This is a genomic window from Streptomyces sp. BRA346, from assembly GCF_052851135.1.
Genome location: NZ_JAIWIH010000018.1, coordinates 62381 through 88745, shown reverse-complemented (window position 1 = coordinate 88745; position 26365 = coordinate 62381). Strand labels below are relative to the sequence as shown.

Annotated in this window: 25 protein-coding genes and 1 riboswitch; of the genes, 19 read left to right on the top strand and 6 right to left on the bottom strand. The window is 70.4% G+C overall.

Features of this window, described 5'->3' with window-relative positions:
• The first annotated feature begins 311 nt into the window (after positions 1–311).
• The 5 genes from LCH29_RS21620 to LCH29_RS21600 all read left to right on the top strand — a co-directional run bounded on the left by LCH29_RS21620 (position 312) and on the right by LCH29_RS21600 (position 4000).
• The gene (locus LCH29_RS21620; protein ID WP_446463392.1) at positions 312–1004 is read left to right on the top strand and encodes a PrsW family glutamic-type intramembrane protease; all 693 of its coding nucleotides are present in this window, start codon (positions 312–314) and stop codon (positions 1002–1004) included.
• Positions 914–2281, top strand: coding sequence for an RNase A-like domain-containing protein (locus tag LCH29_RS21615; RefSeq protein ID WP_446463391.1), 1368 nt, complete (start codon positions 914–916; stop codon positions 2279–2281). Before LCH29_RS21620 ends, LCH29_RS21615 begins: the two co-directional genes overlap by 91 nt.
• 25 nt (positions 2282–2306) lie before the next feature.
• Positions 2307–2996, top strand: a complete 690-nt coding sequence (locus tag LCH29_RS21610; protein WP_446463390.1) for a contact-dependent growth inhibition system immunity protein — start codon at positions 2307–2309, stop codon at positions 2994–2996.
• A gap of 80 nt (positions 2997–3076) precedes the next feature.
• Positions 3077–3643 (top strand): Uma2 family endonuclease, encoded by a 567-nt coding sequence (locus tag LCH29_RS21605; protein WP_446463389.1) that lies wholly within the window; start codon positions 3077–3079, stop codon positions 3641–3643.
• Between the two features lie 48 nt (positions 3644–3691).
• On the top strand, positions 3692–4000 hold the full coding sequence (locus tag LCH29_RS21600; RefSeq protein WP_446463388.1) for a hypothetical protein: 309 nt from the start codon (positions 3692–3694) through the stop codon (positions 3998–4000).
• Between the two features lie 336 nt (positions 4001–4336).
• Here LCH29_RS21600 and LCH29_RS21595 read toward each other — a convergent pair whose 3' ends face one another.
• From LCH29_RS21595 to gcvT, 4 genes are all read right to left on the bottom strand, one after another.
• On the bottom strand, positions 4337–5719 hold the full coding sequence (locus LCH29_RS21595; RefSeq protein ID WP_446463387.1) for an L-serine ammonia-lyase: 1383 nt from the start codon (positions 5717–5719) through the stop codon (positions 4337–4339).
• Positions 5720–5823: 104 nt separating this feature from the next.
• A complete protein-coding gene (gene glyA, locus LCH29_RS21590) occupies positions 5824–7089 on the bottom strand; it encodes a serine hydroxymethyltransferase (protein ID WP_123099661.1) in 1266 nt (421 codons plus the stop codon).
• A gap of 25 nt (positions 7090–7114) precedes the next feature.
• Positions 7115–7495 carry a glycine cleavage system protein GcvH gene (gene gcvH, locus LCH29_RS21585; RefSeq protein WP_446463386.1) on the bottom strand — a complete coding sequence of 127 codons (381 nt, stop codon included), beginning with the start codon at positions 7493–7495 and terminating at the stop codon, positions 7115–7117.
• 147 nt (positions 7496–7642) lie between these two features.
• Entirely contained in the window at positions 7643–8770 is a 1128-nt protein-coding gene (gcvT, locus tag LCH29_RS21580) for a glycine cleavage system aminomethyltransferase GcvT (protein ID WP_446463385.1), read from the bottom strand.
• A gap of 195 nt (positions 8771–8965) precedes the next feature.
• Positions 8966–9074: riboswitch (glycine riboswitch) on the bottom strand.
• Positions 9075–9262: 188 nt separating this feature from the next.
• Between gcvT and LCH29_RS21575 the strand changes: the two genes are divergently transcribed.
• The 11 genes from LCH29_RS21575 to LCH29_RS21525 all read left to right on the top strand — a co-directional run bounded on the left by LCH29_RS21575 (position 9263) and on the right by LCH29_RS21525 (position 20366).
• Positions 9263–9958, top strand: a complete 696-nt coding sequence (locus LCH29_RS21575; protein ID WP_446463384.1) for an AAA family ATPase — start codon at positions 9263–9265, stop codon at positions 9956–9958.
• A gap of 247 nt (positions 9959–10205) precedes the next feature.
• On the top strand, positions 10206–11003 hold the full coding sequence (locus LCH29_RS21570) for an enhanced serine sensitivity protein SseB (protein WP_446463383.1): 798 nt from the start codon (positions 10206–10208) through the stop codon (positions 11001–11003).
• Between the two features lie 106 nt (positions 11004–11109).
• Complete coding sequence (locus LCH29_RS21565) at positions 11110–11910, top strand: enhanced serine sensitivity protein SseB C-terminal domain-containing protein (protein ID WP_446463382.1); 801 nt, start codon at positions 11110–11112, stop codon at positions 11908–11910.
• Between the two features lie 307 nt (positions 11911–12217).
• Positions 12218–13222: an ABC transporter permease gene (locus LCH29_RS21560; RefSeq protein WP_446463381.1), complete on the top strand. Its 1005-nt coding sequence runs from the start codon at positions 12218–12220 to the stop codon at positions 13220–13222.
• 86 nt (positions 13223–13308) lie between these two features.
• Positions 13309–15069 (top strand): ABC transporter substrate-binding protein, encoded by a 1761-nt coding sequence (locus tag LCH29_RS21555; RefSeq protein WP_446463380.1) that lies wholly within the window; start codon positions 13309–13311, stop codon positions 15067–15069.
• A gap of 131 nt (positions 15070–15200) precedes the next feature.
• The gene (locus LCH29_RS21550) at positions 15201–16199 is read left to right on the top strand and encodes an ABC transporter permease (RefSeq protein WP_446463379.1); all 999 of its coding nucleotides are present in this window, start codon (positions 15201–15203) and stop codon (positions 16197–16199) included.
• Complete coding sequence (locus tag LCH29_RS21545; RefSeq protein ID WP_446463378.1) at positions 16196–17305, top strand: ABC transporter ATP-binding protein; 1110 nt, start codon at positions 16196–16198, stop codon at positions 17303–17305. The genes LCH29_RS21550 and LCH29_RS21545 overlap by 4 nt, the downstream gene beginning before the upstream one ends.
• A gap of 20 nt (positions 17306–17325) precedes the next feature.
• Positions 17326–18396: an ABC transporter ATP-binding protein gene (locus LCH29_RS21540; RefSeq protein ID WP_446463377.1), complete on the top strand. Its 1071-nt coding sequence runs from the start codon at positions 17326–17328 to the stop codon at positions 18394–18396.
• A gap of 41 nt (positions 18397–18437) precedes the next feature.
• Positions 18438–19097, top strand: a complete 660-nt coding sequence (locus LCH29_RS21535) for a trimeric intracellular cation channel family protein (protein WP_446463376.1) — start codon at positions 18438–18440, stop codon at positions 19095–19097.
• 49 nt (positions 19098–19146) lie between these two features.
• Positions 19147–19494, top strand: coding sequence for an ArsR/SmtB family transcription factor (locus tag LCH29_RS21530; RefSeq protein ID WP_446463375.1), 348 nt, complete (start codon positions 19147–19149; stop codon positions 19492–19494).
• Positions 19491–20366, top strand: a complete 876-nt coding sequence (locus LCH29_RS21525; RefSeq protein ID WP_446463374.1) for an SRPBCC family protein — start codon at positions 19491–19493, stop codon at positions 20364–20366. Before LCH29_RS21530 ends, LCH29_RS21525 begins: the two co-directional genes overlap by 4 nt.
• A 500-nt stretch (positions 20367–20866) precedes the next feature.
• Here LCH29_RS21525 and LCH29_RS21520 read toward each other — a convergent pair whose 3' ends face one another.
• Positions 20867–21721: an alpha/beta fold hydrolase gene (locus LCH29_RS21520; protein WP_446463442.1), complete on the bottom strand. Its 855-nt coding sequence runs from the start codon at positions 21719–21721 to the stop codon at positions 20867–20869.
• A gap of 120 nt (positions 21722–21841) precedes the next feature.
• On the opposite strand from LCH29_RS21520, the gene LCH29_RS21515 reads away from it, so the two are divergent.
• Together LCH29_RS21515 and LCH29_RS21510 are read left to right on the top strand one after the other, a co-directional pair.
• Positions 21842–23011, top strand: a complete 1170-nt coding sequence (locus LCH29_RS21515) for a cysteine desulfurase family protein (RefSeq protein ID WP_446463373.1) — start codon at positions 21842–21844, stop codon at positions 23009–23011.
• A gap of 192 nt (positions 23012–23203) precedes the next feature.
• Entirely contained in the window at positions 23204–24556 is a 1353-nt protein-coding gene (locus LCH29_RS21510; RefSeq protein ID WP_446463372.1) for a hypothetical protein, read from the top strand.
• An 18-nt stretch (positions 24557–24574) separates the two neighbouring features.
• Here LCH29_RS21510 and LCH29_RS21505 read toward each other — a convergent pair whose 3' ends face one another.
• Positions 24575–25243 carry an N-acetylmuramoyl-L-alanine amidase gene (locus LCH29_RS21505; protein WP_446463371.1) on the bottom strand — a complete coding sequence of 223 codons (669 nt, stop codon included), beginning with the start codon at positions 25241–25243 and terminating at the stop codon, positions 24575–24577.
• A 159-nt stretch (positions 25244–25402) separates the two neighbouring features.
• On the opposite strand from LCH29_RS21505, the gene LCH29_RS21500 reads away from it, so the two are divergent.
• Positions 25403–26314, top strand: a complete 912-nt coding sequence (locus LCH29_RS21500) for a TIGR03619 family F420-dependent LLM class oxidoreductase (protein WP_446463370.1) — start codon at positions 25403–25405, stop codon at positions 26312–26314.
• Positions 26315–26365 lie beyond the last annotated feature (51 nt).

The window sequence follows — 26365 nt, the reverse complement described above, 5'->3', positions numbered from 1 at the left end:
GTTCCCCCGCGGCGTGATCTCTCACCTGGTCGGACGTCCCGGTCTACGGGCACTCGCGTCCCCCTCGCGGGAAAAGTCCCTTGTCGCGCACATGCCCGACCTCTAGCCTCGCCATCCGGATCGGACATCCGTTGGGGGGCTGGGCGTGGCGCTGCTCATGGTGGCGGCGACCGTGTACGGCGTGGCGCAGCTGCTGGTGCTGTCCGCGCCGACCCGGTCGTTGCGCATATCCACGGTGCTCGTGGGCATCGCCGTCGGCGTCTACGGGTGCGGGGTGGCGGCGGCGCTGCTGGAGCTGGCGTACACGCGCGGTGTCGCCGAGACCAGGGTCGCTGACCAACGTCGTGCGGACCGCCGGCTACACGGTCGACCCGGTCATCGAAGAGCTGGTGAAGCTCGCGCCCCTGCTGCTCATGGCGTGGAACGTCAGGATCCGCCGTCAGTGGGGCCTGACGGACCACGTCGTCCTCGGCGCGGCTCTCGGAGCCGGGTTCGGGCTGCTCGAAGCCGTGGCGCGGTACGGGCTGGACGCGGCCCGGGCGATCCCGCACCCGGCCGGTGGCTGGGCCATCCCGGACAGCCTCCGGGCGCCGTACATCCCGGGCCCCGAGCAGGTCCTCTCCGCCTGGTTCCCCGCCCCGCAGGGCGCGTTGGAGCTCGGTGACCGCGCTCCCGGTGTGGGCGCCAGCCCCCACCTGGTCTACACGGCCCTCGCGGCGCTCGGCGTCGGGGTGCTGCTGCGTGCGAAGGGCTGGGTACGGGCCCTCGGTGTCCTGCCGCCGGTGGCCGCGTGCGTGCTGCACATGCTGACCAACTACGCCGCCGCCCACCCGGCCGATCGGGGCGCCGCGTCGCGGTCGACGCGTTCGAGGGTGCGCTGTGGGCCGTCCCGCTGGTGTGCCTGGCGGTCGCCATGGCCGCCGACCTGCGGCAGGTGCGGCGCGGGAAGGCCTACGTGCCGGACGTCCTGCTGCCCGCGGAGCGGGCCGGGCGGTCGGGCCTGAGCGCGCTCGCGGCGTACGGGGCCTGGTGCGTGCCCTGGTCCGCGCTGATCGCCTTACGTTTCGCCCGGCTGCGGCGGTCGCTGCTCTACGGGATGGCGCGCGGCGGTCCGCCGTATCCCGGCGCGGAATCACTGCACCGTACGGTCGCCTGGTCCGCCGCCCAGATCGACGCCTCGGACCGCGAACCCGCCTGGCGTGGCGTCGGCTTACGCTCCGTGACACGCGCCGCGCGCGGCCTGCGGGACCGACGGCGCACCTGGTACGTCCTCATCTCCCTCGCCCTGACCCTCCCGACCCTGGCCTTCCTGGCGATCGGCTCCTTCCCCGCCGGGGCCGACGTACAGCGGTACTTCGCCTCGGGCAACGGCCCGTACCTCCTGATCGGCGTCGGCGCCGCGGGCCTGCTCTGGACGGCCTGGCACCTCGCCCGCCTCCTCCACACCTGGCGGTCGACCCGCGCCTTCCCCCACGGCGAGGTGCTGACCCTCATCCGCCTCCGCCTCTGGACCGCGGCGGGCGGCTGCGTCATGGGCACGCTGCTGTTGCTGCGCCTGGCGGACGGCACGGCCCCCTCCGCCCCCGTGATCCGCGCCCTCCACCTCCTCGACGCGCTCCACGACTTCGCCACCTACCTGGGCTTCGCCCTCCTCCTGCTGTCCCTCCTGGCCCTCCTCCCACCCGGCGGCGGCCTCGGCCTGGCCCTGGCAACCGGCGCCCGGGCAGGCGCCTTCACCCTCACCCGCGAGGCGGCCGTCCACGCGGCGGTCTACGGCACGCTGGGCGTCGTCCTGATGGGCGTTGCCGGAGCCGGGTCGGGAGGAAATCCTGACGGCTGGAACGCCTGGCCTCGGGAAAAACGTAAGGGTAGGACGAGGCAGGAACACCGCGCCGACATCAAGGGGGATGAGGGGAAGAATGGGTCTCACACCATCGAACGCCATGTGGAGAAGACGACTCGTGACATGCGGAGTCGACTGAGGTCGCAGCCGAACATTGAGGCCGACTCCCGCTTCGTCGACGAGAAATCGGCTCAGCGCTTTGTGGACGAGGTCTTGGCTCGACAGCAGGGCAGGATCACAGAGTGGCTCAACGGCTCGAAACCGAGGCTCGCACTACCCGAGACGGTCTTCAGGGAGAACACAGGGCTGACGCTCACCAGGGAGAGCTATCTGAGAGGAGACGCCCCGAGTTGGGTGAACAAGGTGAAGGTTATTCTCAAGCGTGACCCATCGGCAGCATCAGGGTATCGGGTGCTGACGTCCTACCCCGTTCCCTGAACGCTTCCTCCCGAAAGGGATCTCCATGCCCCACTCTCCCGCGCCGGGCCACCGATTCCACGAGATTCAAAACCTGCTCCGCGCGTACACTCACGCGGACTATGCGTTTACCGACACTCCGGCCAGACCGGGTCCCGCCTTGGAAGGGTATCTGCGTGTCATCTCGCGGTTCCCGCAGCGCGGTGACCGTGTCCTCCAAGAGCTCGATGACCTTCTCAGCGTCGGTTTGTTCTCCCCTGAGATTGCCGATGAGGTGGACCTGATGCCTCAAGTGCGCCCCACGGAGGGGAGGGGGGTCGAGGAATCTCTGAGTATCGCACGGGATCACATCCGGGCTTCCCAGCAGAAGCCCAGTGACTATTCCGCACAGGCTCCGCAAATGGGTTGGGAGTGGGAAGAGTGTTTTCCTGAGCTCAATCAGCTCATCGGCGGCTACTTCCACCAGGACTTCTCGTACGAATACTCGTCGTATCGCGAGGCCCTGGAGGACTACCTGCGCGGAAATCCCCAGGATGACCTGAGGCAGGCACGCGAGGAGATCCCCCAGTTGCTGGCCATGGCGGAAAGCGACCGGGAGCTCCGCCGGGCGGTCGCGGCGCTGGGCATGGGTGTCAGCCCTCCGGACGGAGTGCCGCTGAGACAGTGGCTCATTGACATCGCGCACGTCATCGAGCGGCATCTGGGAGGCCAACCCCTCTGGGGCGAGGATCACTGACTTCGGAATGGGGGTGCCCGCCCCGGTAGGCTGACCCCCGATGACGGCAGGCCCGTCGCGCAGGTTCATGGAGGTGAGTCATGACCGCCGAGATGGTCGCTCCCGCGTGGATGCACGAGCAGATCACGGCCGAGCAGTACGACTCCTGGTCCGAGGAGCAGTGCGCGGGTGTCGAGATCGTGGACGGGATGGTCGTCGTGAGCCCCAGCGCGTCCAAGCGGCACAACCGCCTGGCCCGTATCCTCGCGAACGCCCTGGAGGCCGCGTCGGGGCCCGGCTGGAACGCCGACACGGACTTCGACGTCCGGCTTCAGGACGTTCCGCTCACCAATCGCCGTCCCGACGTGGTCGTGTACCGAGCTGAGACGATCGACGTCACGCCCACCCGCCCCGAGCATGTGCTGCTGGTCGCCGAGGTCGTGTCGCCGGGTTCGGAGACCACCGACCGGATCGTCAAGGTCGACCAGTACGCGAAAGCCGGGATCGCCTTCTATTGGCGGATCGAGCAGGCCGCCACCGGCGTACCGCTGGTGTACACCTACGTCCTCGACCCCGCGAGCAGGGCCTATCGCGAGGGAGACGTGTTCACTGGCGTGGTGAAGGTCGCGGCTCCGTTCCCGGTGGAAGTCGACCTCGGCCAGATCTGAGCCCCGCCGAGCCCGGGAAGCCGCTGGTCACCGGCCGCGGCTAGGTTCATGATTTCGTCGCTCCCGCTGACCGCGCACACCGGCCCGTCCCTGACGTTCGGCATCGGCGCCCTCCGCGCGGGGATGGCCTCCGTGCTGTACGGGCTGGGGCTGACCTTCGACGTGCGGGGGATGACCACCCATCAGGGCGCGCGGATGCGGGCGCGGGTCCAGCGGGCGCGGCTGAGCAAGGGTGTGCCGGCCGAGCCCGTGTATCCGGTGTCGCCGGAAGTGCGGTTGCGGATGTCGGGCGGGGGCATAGCCCTCGCGGGGATCGCTCTGTGCGCCGCCGGTATCGCGCTGCTGCACTTGGGGTGACGCCCGGCCGGTCCGTCCTGCCGGGCGGGTGCCCGAGGGATACAGTCCGGCCGGGGACCGGGCCGGGGTCATGGGCGCACGAACGGCCGCCCGTCCACCAGCAGCCACTCGGCCGACAGGCCGAACGTCGGCTCGCGGCTCCGTACGCCGGATCGAAGAGCTGCTCGGGTGGCCGACGCCGTGCGACAGAACGGTCAGCTTGCCCAGCCGACCCCCGAAGCTCGTGGAGACCGCGAGACCCACCGGCGTGGCCAGGCGAACAGCTCCCCTATCCCGCCCCGGAACGCGGACGACTCGGTCGAGGTGACGAGGAGCCGCGTCCGGAAGTCGTCACGGTCAGCACTCGATGACGTTGACCGCGAGGCCGCCGCGCGCCGTCTCCTTGTACTTGACCTTCATGTCGGCGCCGGTGTCCTTCATGGTCTTGATGACCTTGTCGAGGGAGACATGGTGGCGGCCGTCGCCGCGCAGCGCCATCCGTGCGGCGGTGACGGCCTTGACCGCGGCCATGCCGTTGCGCTCGATGCAGGGGATCTGCACGAGCCCGCCGACGGGGTCGCAGGTGAGGCCGAGGTTGTGTTCCATGCCGATCTCGGCGGCGTTCTCGACTTGTTCCGGGCTGCCGCCCAGCACCTCGGCGAGGCCCCCGGCGGCCATGGAGCAGGCGGAGCCGACCTCGCCCTGGCAGCCGACCTCGGCGCCGGAGATGGAGGCGTTCTCCTTGAACAGCATGCCGATGGCACCGGCCGCGAGGAGGAAGCGGATGATGCCTTCCTCGTCGGCGCCGGGGACGAAGCGGGTGTAGTAGTGCAGGACGGCCGGGATGATTCCGGCGGCGCCGTTCGTGGGGGCGGTGACGACGCGGCCACCGGCCGCGTTCTCCTCGTTGACCGCCATGGCGTAGAGGGTCACCCACTCCATCGCGCGGGCGGCCGCGTCGCCTTCGGAGCGCAGGGCGCGGGCGGCGTTGGCGGCGCGGCGGCGGACCTTCAGACCGCCGGGCAGGATGCCCTCCTGGGACAGGCCGCGGGAGACGCAGGACTCCATGACCCGCCAGATCTCCAGCAGACCCGCGCGGATCTCCTCCTCGGTGCGCCACGCCTTCTCGTTCTCCAGCATCAGCGCGGAGATGGACAGGCCGGTCTCGCGGGAGAGCCGCAGGAGTTCGTCGCCGGTGCGGAAGGAGTACTTCAGGACGGTGTCGTCGAGCTTGATGCGGTCTTCGCCGACGGCGTCCTCGTCGACCACGAAGCCGCCGCCGACCGAGTAGTAGGTCTTCTCCAGCAGCGGATGGCCGGACTCGTCGTACGCGAAGAGGGTCATGCCGTTGGCGTGGTACGGCAGGGAGCGGCGGCGGTGCAGGATCAGCTCGTCGGACTCGTCGAAGTCGATCTCGTGACCGCCCTCGATCTCGGCGGCGAGCAGCCGCAGCCGCTTGGAGCTGCGGATGCGCTCGACCTCGCCGTCGGCGGCCTCGACGTCGACGGTGCGCGGGGAGTGGCCCTCCAGGCCGAGCAGCACGGCCTTGGGGGTGCCGTGGCCGTGGCCGGTGGCGCCGAGTGAGCCGAACAGCTCCGCCCGCACCGCCGCGGTGGGGGCCAGCAGCCCTTCGTTCTTCAGCCGCAGGACGAACAACCGTGCCGCCCGCATCGGGCCGACGGTGTGCGAGCTGGACGGGCCGATGCCGATCGAGAAGAGATCGAATACGGAGATGGCCACCGGGGACTCCTTCGTCTGCACGCGGGGCGCGTGCGGGTGGTGCGGTGCGGGGGGCGCGCCGGGGCGCGCCCCCCGGGGTCCGGGCCCCAGGGGCCGGACCCGGGTTACTTCGACAGGTGCGGGTACAGCGGGTGCTTGTCGGCGAGGGCGGTGACCCGCGCCTTCAGCGCCTCGGCGTCGTAGGAGGGCTTGAGCGCCTCGGCGATGATGTCCGAGACCTCGCGGAAGTCCTCGGCGGTGAAGCCGCGGGTGGCGAGCGCCGGGGTGCCGATGCGCAGACCCGAGGTGACCATCGGGGGCCGCGGGTCGTTCGGGATGGCGTTGCGGTTGACCGTGATGCCGACCTCGTGGAGGCGGTCCTCGGCCTGCTTGCCGTCCAGCTCGGAGTTGCGCAGGTCGACCAGGACGAGGTGCACGTCCGTGCCGCCGGAGAGGACGGAGACGCCGACCTCGGTCACGTCGGCCTGGGTGAGCCGCTCGGCGAGGATCTTGGCGCCCTCGACCGTGCGCTCCTGGCGCTCCTTGAAGGCGGAGCCGGCGGCGACCTTGAAGGACACGGCCTTGGCCGCGATGACGTGCTCCAGCGGGCCGCCCTGCTGACCGGGGAAAACCGCGGAGTTGATCTTCTTGGCGAGCTCGGCGGTGGACAGGATGACGCCGCCGCGCGGGCCGCCCAGGGTCTTGTGGGTGGTGGTGGTCACGACGTGGGCGTGCGGTACGGGGGAGGGGTGGAGCCCGGCCGCCACCAGGCCCGCGAAGTGGGCCATGTCGACCATCAGGTACGCGCCGACCTCGTCCGCGATGCGGCGGAAGGCGGCGAAGTCCAGCTGGCGCGGGTACGCCGACCAGCCCGCGATGACCAGCTTGGGGCGGTGCTCCTTGGCCAGGCGCTCGACCTCGTCCATGTCGACCAGACCGGTCTCGGCGTCCACGTGGTAGGGCACCACGTTGTAGAGCTTGCCGGAGAAGTTGATCTTCATGCCGTGGGTGAGGTGGCCGCCGTGCGCCAGGTTCAGCCCGAGGATGGTGTCGCCGGGCTGGAGCAGCGCGAACATCGCGGCGGCGTTCGCCTGGGCGCCGGAGTGCGGCTGGACGTTGGCGGCCTCGGCGCCGAAGAGCTCCTTGATGCGGTCGATGGCGATCTGCTCGACCACGTCGACGTGCTCACAGCCGCCGTAGTAGCGGCGGCCGGGGTAGCCCTCGGCGTACTTGTTGGTCAGGACCGAGCCCTGGGCCTCCATGACGGCGGCCGGAGCGAAGTTCTCCGAGGCGATCATTTCGAGGGTGGACTGCTGGCGGTGGAGTTCGGCGTCGACAGCAGCGGCGACGTCCGGGTCGAGCTCGTGAAGGGAGCTGTTCAGAAGCGACATCAGGGTCCCGATCGAGTAAGGAGGGTCAGTTGTTGGAGAAGGAGGCGTATTCCTCGGCGGAGAGCAGGTCGCCCGGCTCGTCCGTCACCTTCACCTTGAACAGCCAGCCGCCCTCGAAGGGGGCGGAATTCACCAGCGCCGGGTCGTTCACGACGTCCTCGTTGATCTCGGTGACCTCACCGGAGACCGGCGCGTACAGGTCGCTGACCGACTTCGTGGACTCCAGCTCACCGCAGGTGTCACCGGCGGCGACGGTGGAGCCGACATCCGGGAGCTGGACGTACACGACATCGCCGAGCGCGTTGGCCGCGTATTCGGTGATGCCGATCGTCGACACGCCGTCCTGGTCGGCGGCCGACAGCCACTCGTGCTCCTTGCTGTAGCGCAGCTGCTGGGGGTTGCTCATGGTCCGATTCTCCTGGATAGAGGGGTGTGCTTGGGAAACGGGTCTTCAGTGGTGAGACAGACGGGTCACGGGAGGTTTCGGCGCGCGCGGTCATAGAAGGGGAGGCTTTCCCGTGCGCGGGGCCGGAAGACGCCGGAAACGGAGGTTTCAGCGTTCGCGGCGGTAGAAGGGGAGCGCGACCACCTCGTACGGCTCCCGGGTACCGCGGATGTCCACCGACACTCCCGGGCTGCCGGGCGCGGCGTGCTCCGCGTCGACGTACGCCATGGCGATCGGCTTCCCCAGCGTCGGGGACGGGGCGCCCGAGGTGACCCGGCCGATCTCCGACCCGTCGGGGCCCAGCACGGCGTATCCGGCGCGCGGCACCCGGCGGCCCTCGGCGACCAGTCCGGTCAGCGTGCGCGGCGGCCGGGCCTCGGCCTCGCGCGCCGCGGCCTCCAGCGCACCGCGGCCGACGAAGTCGCCGGGCTTGGCGAACTTCACCACCCGGCCGAGCCCCGCGTCGAAGGGGGTCGTGTCGGTGCCCAGCTCGTGCCCGTACAGCGGCATCCCCGCCTCAAGACGCAGCGTGTCCCGGCAGGACAGCCCGCACGGCACCAGGCCCGCCGGGGCGCCCGCCTCGGTCAGCGCCTGCCAGACCCGCTCGGCGTCGTCCGGCGCGACGAACAGCTCGAAGCCGTCCTCACCGGTGTAGCCGGTGCGGGCGATCAGGGCGGGCACGCCCGCGACGGTGCCCGGCAGCCCCGCGTAGTACTTCAGCCCGTCCAGGTCGGCGTCGGTCAGGCCCTTCAGGATCCCGGGGGACTGCGGGCCCTGGACGGCGAGCAGTGCGTACGCGTCGCGGTCGTCCCGTACGGCGGCGTCGAAGCCGGTGGCGCGCTCGGTCAGCGCGTCCAGCACCACCTGGGCGTTCGAGGCGTTGGCCACGACCAGGAACTCCTGCTCGGCGAGCCGGTAGACGATCAGGTCGTCGAGGATGCCGCCCTCGCTGTCGCAGATCATGGTGTAGCGGGCGCGGCCCACGGCGAGCGCCGAGAGATGGCCGACCAGGGCGTGGTCGAGGGCGTCGGCGGCCTGCGGCCCGGTGAGAGCGATCTCACCCATGTGGGACAGGTCGAAGAGCCCGGCGCGGGTGCGCACCGCGGTGTGCTCGTCGCGCTCGCTCCCGTACCGCAGCGGCATGTCCCAGCCCGCGAAGTCGGTCATGGTGGCGCCGAGCGCACGGTGGACCGCGTCCAGCGCGGTGCGGCGGGGCGTGGGCGGGGCGTCGGTCATGGTGCGGCTCCCAGGGTCGTGGTCACGACGATGACGTGCGGGTGGGGCGGATGGGACGACAAGGACGGCACAGCGTCCTCCCCATCTGTCATCGGAACCTGAGAGGTTCGCCGTGACCATTCCCGCGCGGCGGGACTGGCCGGGCTTGCACCTTGGGTGGGGCCACAGACGGCGTGGCCCGCTTTTCAGATCTGCCTCATCCGTGCGGTATCGGGGCCTGAGAGATTCAAGGGAGGGCTTGCTCCTTCGGCGCCTCGGAACAGTCGGCGGAGCCGGTGACCGAGGACTCTCCCGCGCGGATTCGAGCGGCCGGTATGCAGTTGGCGTATGCGGTTGGCGCGGCCATCATCGCACGTCCGCTCCGGAAGGGAACCCCAGATCTTGGCGCTGTTCTGTGAGCGGGGTCGCGCCGGGGCCTCCTTGATGGCCATTACCTTTTCTTGACACTCTCGGGGTACGGAGCCGCTTGACCGACCTTGGAGGACGATCACGGTGCACGGGCAGGGAACATACGCGACCACCCGAGGACCCCTGCCCGCGCGGCAGGAGCGGACGCCGCAGGAGCGGACGGCGTCGGGCGGCACGGTCAGACCGGATCGCCATGCGGCCGTCCACGATCTGCGCGGCGGGGTGGGGGCGGAGCTGCGCTACCCGGCGCGTGACCTGATCATCGCCTCGGGGCTGCCCGGCAGCGGCAAGTCGACCCTGATCAGCCGGGTCGTCCCCGGGTGCGACCCGGGCGGCAGGCCCGTGGTGCGGGTGGACTCGCAGAACACCCGGGAGACTTGGGAAAGACGCATGCCCCGCTGGCTGCCGTACGCCGTCTACCGGCCGCTCGTCCGCTGCGCCCACTACGTGGGGCTGCGCCGGGCGGTCCGCTCGGGCGCCAGCGTCGTCGTCCATGACTGCGGATCCCAGCCCTGGGTGCGCCGCTGGCTGGCCCGGGACGCCCGGCGCACCGGCCGCGGGCTGCATCTGGTGCTGCTGGACGTGGACCCCGCGGTCGCCCTGGAGGGCCAGGCCGCCCGCGGCCGGGGGGTCTCCGGCTTCGCCTTCGGGCGGCACCGGCGGGCGATGGGCCGGCTGGTGACGCGGGTGGAGGGCGGGCTGCCGCCCGAGGGCTGCACCTCCGCCGTTCTGCTGGACCGGGCAGCCGCGAGCCGGTTGCGGGGCATCTCCTTCGAGTGACATGCGAGTCGGGCACCAGTAGGAAACGAGCCACCGGAAGGTGACCGAACGTAACGGCACCTTTCGGTGGCCCGCCCTCACCGCGCCCTCACCGCGCCCTCACCGCGACCCCGGCGCGCTCCCGATGTGCCCCCGCGTGCCCCCGGCGTGAGGAAGTGCTGTGGAGATGCCCGGGCGCCCCATGGCCTTTCGCCGCGCAGCCGTTAGGGTGCTGGTGCAGGTCGGACGAGATGGCGGTTGGACGAAGATGAGTATCCCGGAGCACCAGGGCATAACCCCCGCTCACGGAGGATTTCCCGACGGCGCTTATCCCGCGTTTCCCGGCAATGAGCTGGAAGAGGTGCTCGCCGCCTCGATCGGGGTCGCGGGTGCCGGAGCGCGGATCGTCGAGACGCTCGCCCGCAGCCATGTCTGGATCCCGCTGCCGAACGGCGGCGGCCCCGACAGCCACAGCCTCGACCTGCCCACCGTGGAGATCGAGGGCCAGGCGTTCGTGCCGGTCTTCAGCTCCGAGCAGCAGTTCCTCCAGATCGTGGGCGCCCATATGTCGTTCACGGTCGCCCCGGCCGTGGAGTTCGCCCGCGGGCTGCCGCCGCAGCTCGGCATCGTGGTGAACCCGGACGGGCCGGTCGGCGTCCCGCTGCCGCCGTCCGCGGTCGAGGAGCTGTGCAAGGCCGGGCGCAGCGCGCTGGACGGCCCGGCGCGCGGGGGCCGGGTGCGGCTGTTCGAGCCCGACTGGCAGGAGGAGCCGGTCGACTTCCTGGCCGCCGCCGGGATCGAGTTCGCGAGGGAGCCCGGGGTACGCACCGCGCGGCGCGCCCTGGCCAGCGTCGAGGGTGATCAGCCTGCGCTCTTCGTCGGTGTCCAGCTGGACGCGCCGGACCCGGAGGGACAGGCCCTCGCGGTGGAGGCGCTCGGCCGGGCGCTCGGCGCGGTGCCGGTGCCGTGGACCGTTCAGCTCGTCGCGCTGGACGTCGCGCAGGGTGATCCCGTGGCCACGTGGATGCTGGAGCGCGTACGGCCGTTCTACGACCGTGACCTGTGACGCACTCCGGGGACGGCCACGGGGGACCGTAAGCTGGTTGGATGACCAGTCGGGGCGGCGCGCGTCCCGGTGAGTGCGGGCAAGGCCGAGAGAGGGGCGGACCCAGGTGAGCGCGGGCGCGGATTGGGGGGCGGCTGCCGGGCAGGTCGAGCGGATGCTGGAGCAGGTCGCTCCCGGCCGGTACGACGCCTACGAGGCGCTGCTGCGCGCCCTCTCCGAGGGTCAGGTCTGGATGCTGCTGTGGCACGGTGCGCCCGGCGATCCCGACGCCCAGTACGGCAACATGGACATGGACGGCCACGGTTACGCACCGTGTGTGACGTCCGCTCAGGAACTCGCCGCCAGTGGCTGGAATCGTGCGCATGAGGTGGTGGACGCGCGCCGGATCGCCGACTCCCTCTACCGCGACCACTACGGCCTGTGGCTCAACCCGCACGCCCCCGGCGGCGGCGTCGGCATTCCCTGGCTCGACCTGCGGCGGATCGCGGGCGGGCTGGACCGGCTGCCCGCCGGTCCGCTGCGGGTGACCGATCCGGTCATCGAAATCCCGCAGTTCTATGCCCTGTTGGGGCAGAACGCGCATCGCACCGTCGCGGTGCGCTCGCTGCGCCGGGCCTGGGTGCAGCCCGCGCTGGGCGCCCCGTACCTGGCCATTGGGCTCGATCTGTACGACAACGGCCAGCAGGCCGTGGAGTCCGTGCGGCTGATGATGCAGCAGTCCGTCGGCGTGGTGCCGGAGGGGCTGCCGGTCTCCACGGTCGAGCTGTCGGACGAGCACGATCCGGTGGCGATGTGGATGCGCGCCAACGCCCGGCCGTTTTTCGACCGCGACGCCTACAACGCCGCGCCCGCGCCGCCGCCCCCGTCGTACGGCTATGGCTATCCGCCGCCCCGGCACGCGTACTGAGCGCGTACGGGCCGTTGCGCTGAGTCCGCTTACCTGAACCGCCCACCGCGAACTTCCCGCGGTGGGCGTTTGTTACTGATGCGTTTTCGGGTCACAACTGTCCGTATACCGGAACCGCTTACTGCACATCACGGTTAGGCATCCATTGCCCGTGGGTACTGGCGGGTGATCACAAACGCGATGAAGACTCCCGCTCCAAGGGGCGCGGTTCCGTAAAACGACCCCTTTCGCTCACCTTGTGAACTTAAGCCGCCACAGCGGCGAGTCGTGGGCCGGTCACCACCGGTCGAGAGGGGTCCCCACCACGATGACGGCACCATTGCACGGCACGAGCACCGACGCAGAGCCGGTGGCGACTGCCGATGTGGCGGCGAATGTGGTCAAGGCGTCGGTCGAGGGAAGATCGCTGCGACAGATCGCCTGGAGACGCCTCAAACGCGACAAGTTGGCGCTTGCGGGCGGAGCCGTGGTCGTCTTTCTCGTGCTAGTGGCGATCTTCGCGCCGCTGATCGTGAGCCTGCTGGGCCACCCGCCCAACGAGTTCCACCAGGAGGAGATCGACCCCCTCTTCGGTACCCCCAAGGGCAGCCTGGGCGGCATCAGTTCGGACTTCCTCTTCGGTGTCGAGCCCTCCAACGGCCGCGACGTGTTCAGCCGCGTGGTCTACGGCGCGCGCATCTCGCTGCTGGTGGCCTTCCTCGCGGCCCTGGTCGCCGTCGTCCTCGGCACTGTTTTCGGCATCATCGCCGGATATTTCGGTGGCTGGGTGGACTCGGTGATCAGCCGGGTGATGGACATGCTGCTGGCCTTCCCGCAGCTGCTGTTCATCATCTCCCTGGTCTCGGTGCTCCCTAACGACCTGCTGGGCCTGACCGGCAGCGGGGTGCGCATCGCGGTGCTGGTCTCGGTCATCGGCTTCTTCGGCTGGCCGTACGTCGGCCGCATCGTGCGCGGCCAGACGCTGTCGCTGCGCGAGAAGGAGTACGTGGAGGCCGCGCGCAGCCTCGGCGCCGGCCGCCGCTACATCCTCTTCCGGGAGCTGCTGCCCAACCTGGTGGCGCCGATCACCGTCTACGCGACGCTGATGATCCCCACCAACATCCTCACCGAGGCGGCGCTCAGCTTCCTGGGGGCGGGCGTGAAACCGCCGACCGCGTCCTGGGGGCAGATGCTCTCCAAAGCGGTGGGCACCTACGAGGACGATCCCATGTTCATGATCATCCCGGGTGCGGCGATCTTCGTGACCGTGCTGGCCTTCAACCTGTTCGGCGACGGCGTCCGCGACGCCCTCGACCCCAAGGGCACCCGATGAGGCGCCCCGGCCGCGGATGCCAGGCGGCTCCCCGAAGCTTTCCCCGCGCCATGCCACGTACCGCTATCCCGGAGGTTGCAGGAACCATGAAACCCCTACGTTCGTCGAGAAGCAGGCGGATCGTCGGCGCGACGGCTGTCGTCTGCGCCCTGCTGGCCACCGCGGCGTGCGGCGGCGGCAGCGACGACAAATCCTCCGGTGCCGGATTCAACGCGGGGGCGAAGGGCGTCGCCAACAAGTCCACCAAGAAGGGCGGCACCCTGAAGTTCATCAACAAGCAGAACTTCGACTCGCTCGACCCGCAGCGCCAGTACTACGGCTTCGCCTGGGACTTCGCCCGGTTCTACTCGCGTCAACTCATCACCTACGCGCCGAAGCCGGGCGAGGCGTCCAACGAACTGGTCCCCGACCTGGCCACCTCCACCGCCAAGATCAGCGACGGCGGCAAGACGTACACCTACACCTTGCGCGACGGGATCACCTGGGAGGACGGCTCGGCCATCACCTCCAAGGACGTCAAGTACGGCATCGAGCGCATCTGGGCCAAGGACGTGATCTCCGGCGGCCCCGACTATCTGCGCCAGGCCCTCGACCCCAAGGGCGAGTACCCGGGCCCGTACAAGGACAAGTCCAAGGACAAGCTCGGGCTGAAGGCGATCGAGACGCCGGACGACAAGACCATCACCTTCCGTCTCGCCCAGCCCAACGGTGACTTCGAGCAGATGCTCGCCATGCCCACCGGCTCCCCGGTGAAGCGCGAGAAGGACACCGGCGCCCAGTACACCAACCGGCCGTTCTCCTCCGGGCCGTACAAGCTCAAGTCGTACACCCCGGGCAAGAGCCTGGCCCTGGTGCGCAACGCCAAGTGGAAGAAGTCGTCCGACCCGGTCCGCGCCGCCCTGCCGGACCAGGTCACGGTCACCTTCAACTCCAACCTCGAAGCCATCGACAAGCTGCTGGTCAAGGGAGACTACGACGTCTTCCTCAGCGCCACCGGCATGGGCCAGTCCGGCCGGGCCGCCGCGCTCAAGGAGCACAAGGGCAACGTCGACAACATCGAGACGAACTTCGTCCGGTACGTCGACCTCGTCACCAAGGTGAAGCCGTTCGACAACATCCACTGCCGCAAGGCGGTCTTCTACGCGACCGACTACACCCAGCTCCAGACCACCCGCGGCGGCCCGCAGGCCGGTGGTGACCTCGCCACCAACATGCTCCCCAAGAGCGTCAAGGGCTCGGACGACTACGACCCGTACGGCGTCATGAAGCGCAAGGGCAAGCCGGACACGGCCAAGGCCAAGGACGAGCTGAAGCAGTGCGGCAAGCCGAACGGGTTCTCCGCCAAGATCGTCTCCCGTAACGACCAGCCGAACGAGACGGCGGCCGCCGAGGCGCTCCAGGAGTCGCTGGCCAAGGTCGGCATCAAGCTCGACATCAACGAGATCGAGGGCGGCTCGTCCGCGAGCATCACCGGCTCCCCGTCCGTGATGCACAAGCGCGGCTACGGGATGAGCATGACCGGCTGGGGCCCCGACTTCCCGACCGGCCAGGGCTTCTCCCGCCCGCTGTACGACGGCCGCTTCATCCAGCAGACCGGTAACTACAACGTCACCGAGACCAACGACAAGGCGATCAACAAGGACTTCGACGACGCGCTCAAGGAGACCGACCCCGCCAAGGCCGGCCAGATCTACGCGGACATGAACCACAAGGTCGCCGACCTGGCCGTGTCGATGCCGTTCCTGTACGAGAAGAACATCACCTGGCGCAGCTCGCGGCTGACCAACGCCTACTCGTCCTCGGCCTACAACGGCCGGTACGACTACGTGTCCCTCGGGGTCAAGTGACGGCCGGCCGCCGGCCACCCCACCCCCACCGTCGCTTCATCCGATAGGCCCGAAGGGCAGGTGATGGCCACGCGTGGCGGTGCCGGAACCCCGCACCCCGGGGTTCCGGCACCGCCACCGGGCCGCGCACAGTGCTTGCTTACGTCATCCGGCGCTTGTTCGCCGTCGTCATGATGCTGCTGGTCGTCACCCTGACGACCTTCGCCATCTTCTTCGTGATCCCGAAGTGGGCCGGTTCCGACCCCGCGCTGCTGTTCGTCGGCAAACAGGCCGACCCCGCGGCCATCGAGGGCATCAGGACGAAGCTGGGGCTCAGCGATCCGCTCCTGGTGCAGTTCTGGCACTTCGTCGAGGGCCTGTTCGCAGGCCGCGACTACGCCAACGGCTCCGATGTCACCCACTGCGCGAGGCCCTGCTTCGGCTACTCCTTCCGCACCGAGCAGGCGGTGTGGCCGCAGCTGACCGACGCCATGCCGGTCACCCTCTCGCTCGCCGCGGGCGCGTGTGTGCTGTGGCTGGTCGGCGGCATCGCCACCGGTGTCGTCTCCGCGCTGCGCCGGGGCACCCTGTGGGACCGCTCGGCGATGACCGCCGCGCTCGCCGGTGTCTCGCTGCCGATCTACTTCACCGGTCTGCTCTCGCTGGCGATCTTCAGTTACCAGCTGAAGTGGGTCGACGTGGACTACAAGGGGCTCGGCGACGACCCCGCCAAGTGGTTCGAGAGCCTGATCCTGCCGTGGATCACGCTGGCCTTCCTCTACGCCGCCATGTACGCCCGGCTCACCCGCGCCACCATGCTGGAGATCATGGGCGAGGACTACATCCGCACCGCCCGCGCCAAGGGGCTGCGGGAGCGGACGGTCATCGGGCGGCACGCGATGCGCTCCACCTGGACCCCCATCCTCACCCTGCTCGGCCTGGACCTGGGCGCGCTGCTCGGCGGCGCGGTGCTCACCGAGAGCACGTACAACCTGCCCGGCCTCGGGCGGCTCGCGGTGAACGCGATCAGCGACAAGGACCTTCCGCTCATCCTGGGCGTCACCCTGATCGCCGCGTTGTGCATCGTGGTCGCCAACCTCGTCGTGGACCTCCTGTACGCCGTCATCGACCCACGAGTGAGGCTCGGATGACCGACATCGACAAGCCCGCAACCGCCGCCGTGGGGGAGGTGGCCGCGGCCGGTTCGCCCGCCCCGACGGCCTTCCTCGAAGTGCGCGACCTGCGGGTCCACTTCCCGACCGACGACGGCCTGGTGAAGTCCGTGGACGGGCTCAGCTTCCGGCTGGAGAAGGGCAAGACCCTCGGCATCGTCGGCGAGTCCGGCTCCGGAAAGTCCGTCACCTCGCTCGGCATCATGGGGCTGCACACCGCCGGGCAGTACGGCCGCCGCAAGGCCCGGATCTCCGGGGAGATCTGGCTGAACGGGCAGGAGCTGCTGGGCGCCGACCCCGACGAGGTGCGCAAGCTGCGCGGCCGCGAGATGTCGATGATCTTCCAGGACCCGCTGTCGGCGCTCCATCCGTACTACACGATCGGCCGCCAGATCACCGAGGCGTACCAGGTCCACCACGAGGTCACCAAGGAGGTCGCCCGCAAGCGCGCGGTCGAGATGCTCGACCGGGTGGGCATCCCGCAGCCGGACAAGCGGGTGGACAGCTATCCGCACGAGTTCTCCGGCGGGATGCGCCAGCGCGCGATGATCGCGATGGCGCTGGTCAACAACCCCGAGCTGCTGATCGCCGACGAGCCGACCACCGCGCTCGACGTCACCGTGCAGGCCCAGATCCTCGACCTCATCCGGGACCTCCAGAAGGAGTTCGGCTCCGCGGTCATCGTCATCACCCACGACCTCGGCGTGGTCGCCGAACTCGCCGACGACCTGCTGGTGATGTACGCGGGCCGGTGCGTCGAGCGCGGACCCGCCGAGAAGGTGTTCTACGAGCCCCAGCACCCGTACACCTGGGGGCTGCTCGGCTCGATGCCCCGCATCGACCGCGACCAGACCGACCGGCTCATCCCGGTCAAGGGCTCCCCGCCCAGCCTGATCAACGTGCCGTCCGGCTGCGCCTTCCACCCGCGCTGCCCGTACGCCGATGTTCCCGAGGGCGGCATCACCCGTATCGAGCGGCCGGAGCTGCGCGGGGTGCCGGGCGGCGGCGGTCACTTCTCCGCCTGTCACATGGCGCAGGAGGACCGTACGCGGATCTGGACCGAAGAGATTGCGCCGAAGCTGTGACCGACACGAAGGATCCGACAATGACGGTCCCGGAGCAGGCGACCACCACGCCCGAGCCCCTGCTCACGGTGTCCGGACTGGTCAAGCACTTCCCCATCAAGAAGGGGCTGTTGCAGCGGCAGACCGGCGCGGTGCAGGCGGTCGACGGCCTCGACTTCGACGTGCGCCAGGGGGAGACCCTGGGCGTGGTCGGCGAGTCGGGCTGCGGCAAGTCCACCATGGGACGGCTGATCACCCGGCTGCTCGAACCCACCTCCGGGAAGATCGAGTTCGAGGGCAAGGACATCACGCACCTGGGCACCGCCGCGATGCGTCCGATGCGCCGCGACGTCCAGATGATCTTCCAGGATCCGTACTCCTCGCTGAACCCCCGGCACACGGTCGGCGCGATCGTCAGCGCGCCCTTCCGGCTCCAGGGCGTCACCCCTGAGGGCGGCATCAAGGCGGAGGTGCAGCGGCTGCTGGCGCTGGTCGGCCTCAACCCCGAGCACTACAACCGCTATCCGCACGAGTTCTCCGGCGGCCAGCGGCAGCGCATCGGCATCGCCCGGGCGCTCGCCCTCAAGCCCAAGCTGGTCGTGGCCGACGAGCCGGTCTCCGCGCTGGACGTCTCGATCCAGGCCCAGGTGGTCAACCTGCTGGACGACCTCCAGGACGAGCTGGGGCTCACGTACGTGATCATCGCGCACGACCTGTCCGTCATCCGGCACGTCTCGGACCGGATCGCGGTGATGTACCTCGGGAAGATCGTCGAGCTGGCCGACCGCCGGGCCCTGTACGAGACCCCCATGCACCCGTACACCACGGCGCTGCTCTCCGCGGTGCCGGTGCCGGACCCCCGGCGGCGCGCCCGGCGCGAGCGGATCCTGCTCAAGGGCGACGTGCCCTCGCCGATCTCGCCGCCGTCCGGCTGCCGCTTCCACACCCGGTGCTGGAAGACGACCGAGGTGTGCAAGCGGGAGGAACCGCCGCTGGTGGCGCTCGCCACCGGGCATCAGGTGGCCTGCCACCACCCCGAGAACGCTCCTGGCCACGCACCCGGTCAGGTCGCCGGACCGGTGCGGAGCGCGACGAAGAAGACCGAGAGCTGAGACGGGGCGGGCACGGCGGCCCCGTCGTTTAACAATGTCGGGTGCTCTTCGAACTGGTCACCCCGTCCGTCCAGCACGCGTTCGAGGTCGTCGGGATCTTCGTCTTCGCGATCTCGGGCGCGCTGCTCGCGGTGCGCAAGAACTTCGATGTCTTCGGCATGGCGGTGCTCGCCGAGGCCACCGCGCTGGGCGGCGGGGTGTTCCGGGACCTGGTGATCGGCGCGGTGCCGCCCGCCGCCTTCGTCGACCTCTCCTACTTCTTCACCCCGCTCGTCGCCACCGTGCTCGTCTTCTTCCTGCATCCGCAGGTCGAGCGGATCACGGCGGCGGTGGGCGTCTTCGACGCGGCCGGGCTGGGGCTGTTCTGCGTCGAGGGCACCGTGAAGGCGTATCAGCACGGACTCGGCCTCACCGCGTCCGTCACCCTCGGCATGGCGACCGCGGTCGGCGGCGGTGTGCTGCGCGACGTCCTCGCCCATGAGGTGCCGTCGCTGCTGCGCTGGGACCGGGACCTGTACGCCGTCCCCGCCATCGTGGGCTCGTCCATAGCGGCGCTGCTCCTCCACTTCGACGCGCTGTCCGGGGCCACCAGCGCGCTCGCGGCCGTGGTGGCGTTCACCGTCCGGCTGCTGGCGATGAAGTACGGATGGCGGGCGCCGCGGGCGTGGAACCGGCGCAGCACGGCGACGGAGGAGATATGAGCCGTGTATTCCCTTGCGGCTATATACCCCACGGGCTATATTCACGCTCATGCCCATACCGTTCGACGTGCTCGCGGAGCCGAGCAGACGGCAGATCCTGGACCTCCTCCTGGAGCGCCCCCGCCTGGTCGGCGAGCTGACCGACCGGCTCGGGCTGACCCAGCCCGGCACCTCCAAGCACCTGCGGGTGCTGCGCGAGGCCGGGTTGGTGCGGGTGCGCCGGGACGCCCAGCGGCGGTGGTACGAGCTGTGCCCCGAACCGCTGGCCGAGATCGACGCCTGGCTCGCCCCCTACCGGCGGCTGTGGACCGACCGCCTCGACGCGCTCGAACGGCACCTCGCCACCATGCCCGAAGTCCCTGACGTCACTGACGGATCTGACGGAGAAGCGCCATGAAGGACACCCTCAGCCAGACCGGCGGCGGCCGCTCCGCCCTCCGCCTGGAGCGGCGGATCGCCCACGCCCCGGAGAAGGTCTGGCAGGCCCTGACCGACCCGGCCCAGCTGGCCCACTGGTTCCCCTCCGAGGTCCGGGTGGACCTCAAGGTCGGCGGCCGGATGGGCTTCGTCTTCCCCGGCCGGGAGGCCCCCGACATGGAGGGCGTGGTCACCGAGCTGGACCCGCCCCATGTCTTCGCCTTCACCTGGGGCGACGACCAGCTCCGCTGGGAGCTGCACCCCGACGGCGAGGGCTGTCTGCTGATCCTCACCCACACCTTCGGTGACCGCTTCGGCGCCGCGAGCTTCGCCTCCGGTTGGCACGCCTGCATCACCGCCCTCGCCGCGCTGCTTGAGGGCGAGAAGGCGGCCCCGGGCGACATGGCCGAGCTGCACGAGTCGTACGTCGAGGCGTTCGGCCTGGCCGAGGGCGCGGTGGAGACCACCGAGGACGGCGGCTGGCGGCTGCGCTTCGAGCGCCAGCTCGTCCGCCCCGCCGAGACGGTGTGGCAGGCCCTGGCCGGACAGACCGGCGCGGCGGGCCTCACGGTCGGCGGCTCCGTCCCCTTCGGATTCCGCACGGACGGCGTCCCGGCGGGCCCGATCACCGAGGCCGAGGCACCCCGGACGCTCGCCTACGACTGGGAGCGCGCCGGACACCCCGCAGGCCAGGTCCGCTGGGAACTGGCCCAGGGCACGGGCCACGGCGCCCGCCTCATCCTCATCCAGACCGGCCCGCCGGACACGGAGGCGGAGCGAACCCAATCCCTCACCGCCTGGCGCCGCCACATCGCCCTCCTGGCCGCCAAGCTGCTGCGCATGCGCGGCTGACCACTCGACTTCCAGCCCGCCCGGCGTCCGCGGGCCGGGGCCCAGCGCCCAGCCCTCCGATGTCCGTGGGCCGGGACCCAGCACCCAGCCTGTCCGGCGTTGGTGGGCCTGCGGCCCAGCGCTCAGCCTGTCCCGTTGGTGGGCCTGGGGCCCAGCGCCCAGCCTGTCCGGTGTTCGTGGGCCGGAGCCCAGTACACCGCCCGTCCGGCGTTCGGGGGCCGGAGCCCAGTACACCGCCCGTCCGGCGTTCGGGGACCGAGGCCCAGCTCCCAGCCCGTCCGGTGTTCGTGGGCCGGGGCCCAATATCCAGCCCGTCCGGCGTTTGAGGACCGGGGTCCGGGGCGGAGCCCCGGCGGGGGTACGGGGGCGGAGCCCCCGAAGCGGGGGTCCGGGGCGTAGCCCCTGGCCGGGTCCGGGCGGAGCCCCGCCGCGCGGCGGAGCCGCACATCGGATGCTGCGGGAAGGGGCGGGGTGGGGGCTGGCCCGCCGCAGGCGCAACCTCACCCCTCCGCGAGGAACCCCGCCACCGCCCCCATCAGCTCCGCAGGCGCATCCTCCTGCACCAAATGCCCCGCGCCCTCGATCAACCGCACCCGCGCCCCCGGAATCCGCGCCGCCAGCTCATCCGCATGCGAGACCGGAATCCACGCATCCTCCGTGCCCCAACAGATCAGCACCGGCCCCGGCACCGAAACCTCCCCATACCGCCCCTCCACCTCATCGATGAACCGCTGATCGTTCTGCGCGATCTGCCGGTAGAACGCGGGCTGCCCCTCCTCCCCGCACCACGGCTCGACCAGCCGCTCCCACACCGCAGGATGCAGCCCCGGCCCGCTCGCCGAGCCCACGTACTCCCGCACCAGCGCCCGGTGCAGCGCGGGCGGCAGCTGCTCGAAGACCTCGGGGTGGCCGCCGAAGAGCTGATACCCGGCGGAGCCGAAGGGCGGGAGGGCGACGGGGTCGACCAGGGCCAGCCGCCGGTAGCGCGCCCCGTGCAGCAGATGCGCCCGCAGCGCGACACACCCACCGAAGTCATGTGCGACGACGGCCGGTTCCGCCCCGGCTCCGGTCAGCCCCCAGTGGTCGAGCAGCTCGCCGAAGACCCGCCCCTGAGCCGCGAGCGAGACGTCTTGGCCGGCCCCCTTCTCCGACGCCCCATAGCCCGGCATGTCCCAGACGAAGACCCGGTACCGGTCGGCGAGGCCGCGGGCGAAGGACCGCCAGACGTACGAGGAGAACGGCGTGCCGTGCAGCAGCACGACCGGCGGAGCATCCGCCGCCCCCAGCACAGCCCAGCGAACCTCCCCGGAGGCGCTGCGAAACGTACGGTCCAGTTCCCAGTCAGAAGCTGTCATCAGTGCTGTCATGAGTAAAACTCTAGACACTCCTTACCGAAGAAAAAAAGGGTCCGCGCGCACTCCGCGCCCACGCGCCCGGTACGGCTCGGCCCCACGGCTCGTAGAATCGAGCCCACCATGGTTTATCTCGACCACGCCGCCACCACCCCGATGCTTCCGGAGGCGGTGCAGGCGATGACCGCCCAGCTCGCCGTCACCGGCAACGCCTCCTCGCTGCACGCCGCCGGCCGGCGCGCCCGCCGTACCGTCGAGGAGTCCCGCGAATCCCTCGCCGAGTCGCTGGGTGCGCGCCCCAGCGAGGTCGTCTTCACCTCGGGCGGGACCGAGGCCGACAACCTCGCCGTCAAGGGGCTCTACTGGTCCCGCCGCGATGCCGACCCGGCCCGCACCCGGGTGCTCGCCAGCCCCGTCGAGCACCACGCCGTGCTCGACGCGGTCGACTGGCTCGCCGAGCACGAGGGCGCGCGGGTCGAATGGCTGCCGGTCGACGCGTACGGGCGCGTCCACCCCGAGGCGCTGCGCGAGGCGATCGCCCGCGACCCCGCGGACGTCGCGCTCGCGACCGTCATGTGGGCCAACAACGAGATCGGCACCATCCAGCCGGTGCGCGAACTCGCCGACGTGGCCGCGGAGTTCGCCGTCCCGCTGCATGCCGACGCGGTCCAGGCGGTCGGCCAGCTCGACGTGGACTTCACCGCCTCGGGTCTGTCCGCCATGACCGTCAGCGGCCACAAGATAGGCGGCCCGTACGGCATCGGCGCGCTGCTGCTGGGCCGCGAATGCGCCCCCGTGCCCGTCCTGCACGGCGGTGGCCAGGAGCGTCAGGTGCGCTCCGGCACCCTCGACGTCCCCGCCATAGCGTCCTTCGCCGTGGCCGGTGCGCACGCCACCGCGCACCGCGAGGAGTTCGCGCGCGAGATCGGCGCCCTGCGCGACGCGCTCATCACCGCCGTCCGCACCGCCGTCCCCGACGCGGTGCTCGGCGGCGACCCCGATCCGGCCGGGCGCCTCCCGGCGAACGCCCACTTCTCCTTCCCCGGCTGCGAGGGCGACTCGCTGCTCCTGCTGCTGGACGCGCGCGGCATCGAGTGCTCGACGGGTTCGGCCTGCACCGCCGGGGTCGCCCAGCCCAGCCATGTCGTGCTGGCCACCGGTACCGACGCGGACCTGGCGCGCGGCACCCTGCGTTTCTCGCTGGGGCATACGTCGACCAAGGCCGATATCGAGGCGGTGGCGGAGGCGATCGGCCCGGCCGTGGAACGAGCACGCAGCGCGGGGCTCAGCTGATCGGCGGCACTCAGTCAACCGAATAGTAACCGAAGAATTCTCGGTGTTCTCCCGGCCATTTCAAATAACCGACGGAACATCAAGCTCCGCTTGAAATCGCGAAGAGCGGTCGGCAAAGATCTACCCCGTCAACGGGCCCGGCATGCACGAAAAAGTGCACGGGCCTCTCAAACGGGGAAAACGGGAGAATCGATGTCGCAGCGTTCGGGCCGACTGGCCATGGCGGCCCTGGTGGCGGGCGGTCTCGTGCTGCTTTCCGCATGTGGGGACAGCGACGACGGGGGTAAGGACGGCGGATCGTCCTCCCAGGGCGCCCAGGCGAAGACGCTGGGCAAGGTCAGCATGCCGAAAGTCACCAAGGACACCAATTCCATGGGTATGTGGGTGACCGGCGAGAATTTTGTGAAGGGCGATCTCGACAAGATCGTCGGATATTCCCCGGACGGTGCCAAAACCGACTGGACGATAGAACTCGACGGGGAAATCTGCTGGGCCTCGCCGCACACCACCGAGGACGGCCGCACCGCGGTGCTGTTCAAGGACGGCAAGGGCAGTGACGCCGAATGCACCCAGGTCGGTCTGGTCGACCTGAACAAGGGCGAGCTGGTCTGGCAGAAGGAGGGGACGGACACCGAGGGCAACGACGGCATCGACTTCGACGAGGTCACGATCAGCGGGAACACCATCGCCGCCGGAGGCACCGGCGGCGGCGGTGCCTGGTCGCTCGAGGGCAAGCCGCTGTGGAAGCCGGAGTACGTCGCGGACTGCGACGACGACGGCTACGCGGGCGGCGACGACAAGCTCGTCGCGCTGCGCGTATGCAGCAGCGTGGAGTCCAGCACCGACAAGCTGGAGATCCAGACCGTGGATCCGACCACGCGGAAGGTGCTGTCGTCCTACACGCTCGACGGGGAGTTCGAGCGCGCCCACGTCCTGTCCACCGCGCCCCTCGTCGTGGCCGCCGACACCGGAGACTCCGACGGCGGCTCGGGGGTCACCGACATCCTGACCATCGACGACAGCGCCAAGCAGGGCAAGCTCGTCAACTCGATCGACGTCCTGGCCAAGGGCTTCCAGCCCGACTGCCCCGCGGTCAACGTGGAGGGCTGCAAGGACCTGGCCCTCGACAAGAAGAGCAGCACGGTCTACCTCTCCTCCGAGGTGGACGTGGACAACGGCGGGCCCGGCGAGAAGATCACCGGCGTGAACTTCAAGACCGGCAAGCAGACCGGCCGGACGAAGATGGCCGAGAGCAGGTCGCTGACCCCCCTCAGCACCGAGAAGGACGGCACGCTGATCGCCTACCAGGGCAGCATGTACAGCGAGGCGGGCGGGGTCGTGCGCATCGACCCCAAGACCTTCGAGATCACGCAGATCCAGAAGAACCCCGACGCCATGAAGAAGGTGGAGTCGGACATGGAAATCTACGGCGACGCCCGGATGCTCTTCACCGACAAGAAGCTCTACATGGGCAGCGACATGGCCACGCGGCCCACCAGCGACAGCAAGGGCCGCCCGCTCGCCGTGGTCTTCGGCACCGCGTAAGCGGCCGCGCCATCGCGCTCACTTCGCGATCCGCACCGCCCGCACCAGCTCCAGATAGCGGTCCCAGTCCCAGTGGCGGCCGGGGTCGGTGTGGTCGGTGCCCGGCACCTCCGAGTGGGCCACGATGTGCTCGCGGTCCCTCGCCATCCCGTAGCGCTCGCAGATCGCCGCGGTCAGCCGGGCCGAGGACCGGTACATGGTGTCCGTGAAGTCCTGGGGCCGGGTGACGAACCCCTCGTGCTCGATGCCGATGCTGCGCTCGTTGTACGAGCGGTTGCCCGCGTGGAACGCCACGTCCAGCTCGCGGACCGTCTGCGCTATATGCCCGTCGCGGCGCACCACATAGTGCGCCGCGGCGCGGTGTCCGGGGTCCCGGAAGACCTTCAGCGCGTCCTGGTAGGACCCCTGCACGACATGGATCACCACCCGGTCCACCGCGTAGTCGTACGGCCGGTCGGCGCGCCGGTAGTTGGCCCCGGAGGCGGCCACCCAGTCCGCGCCCGGGTGGTCGACGGCGCCCTCCTCGCGCGGCTGCTCCACCCCCGGCACGCGCCACCACAACCGGCGCAGCTCGTCCCGCGCGGCGTATCCGCCGATTCCGGCCGCGCCCAGCCCGGCCGCGGTGCCTCCCAGCAGCAGGGTGCGCCGGCTCACATGGCGGCGCACGCCGCCGCTGGTTTCGCTCACGCAGGCTCAACGCGCGGGCCCCTGCGCGCGGTTCCGCCGCAGCGGATCATGGCGCGAACCGTATGTCGACGGGTAGCTGAATATTGAACTAACGGCGAGGATGCCCGGCAGCCCAAGGACAACGGGGCCCGAGAACCACGAGCCATGAGGAGCCGCCGTATGCGCATCGGGTTCACCCTTCCCCAGTTCGGTGAGCTGGCCCACCATCCGCAGCACGCCGCACGGTTCGCCCGCGAGGCCGAAGCGCTCGGCGCGGACAGCCTGTGGGTCGGCGACCGGCTGCTCGCCCCGGTCGACCCGAAGGTCGGCTATGCCGGTACGGATGTGATCCCACCGGAATTCCGGTCCGCCCTGGACCCGTTCGCCCTGCTGGCCACCGCCGCGGCGGCCACCGAACGCGTCGAACTCGGCACCAATGTCATCAATGCGCCCTGGTACGCCCCCGCGCTGCTCGCCCGCTCCTTCACCAGCATCGACCTGCTGAGTGCGGGGAGGCTGCTGGTCGGCCTCGGCACCGGCTGGTCGCCCGAGGAGTACGAGACGACGGGCATCCCCATGGCCGAGCGCGGCAACCGCCTCGACGAGTGCCTGGACGTCCTCACCGCCTGGTGGACGCAGAACCCGGTCGAGCACCACGGCACCCACTGGACCGTGCCCGCCAGCCACATCGACCTCAAGCCCGCCGCCCGCCCCCACCCGCCGGTCTACCTGGGCGCCTTCGCCCCCGCGGCCATGGCCCGGGTCGCCCGCCGCGCCGACGGCTGGCTGCCCATCGCGCCCGTCGGCAGCAAGTACGCCGGGACCGACTTCATCGCGACCCTCGCCCAGGGCCTGGCCGGACTGCGGGAGACGGTCGAACGGGAGGGGCGGGATCCGGCCCGCTTCGACGCGATCCTCCGCGTCAACCCCGACGCCGACGCCTCGGTCGAGGACATCGCGGCCACGGTCGTACGGGCGGAGCGGGAGGCGGGCGTCGGGCACTGCTTCGTCGAGCTGTCCTATCTCGCCAAGGATGTCGATCAGGCCCTTGACCTGGCCCGGCGCGTGCTGGATCGGGCCCGCGCGAGCTGAGCGGCCAACCCGTTATTCGTTCCCCGCCGAGCGAATTATGCTGGCTGGGTT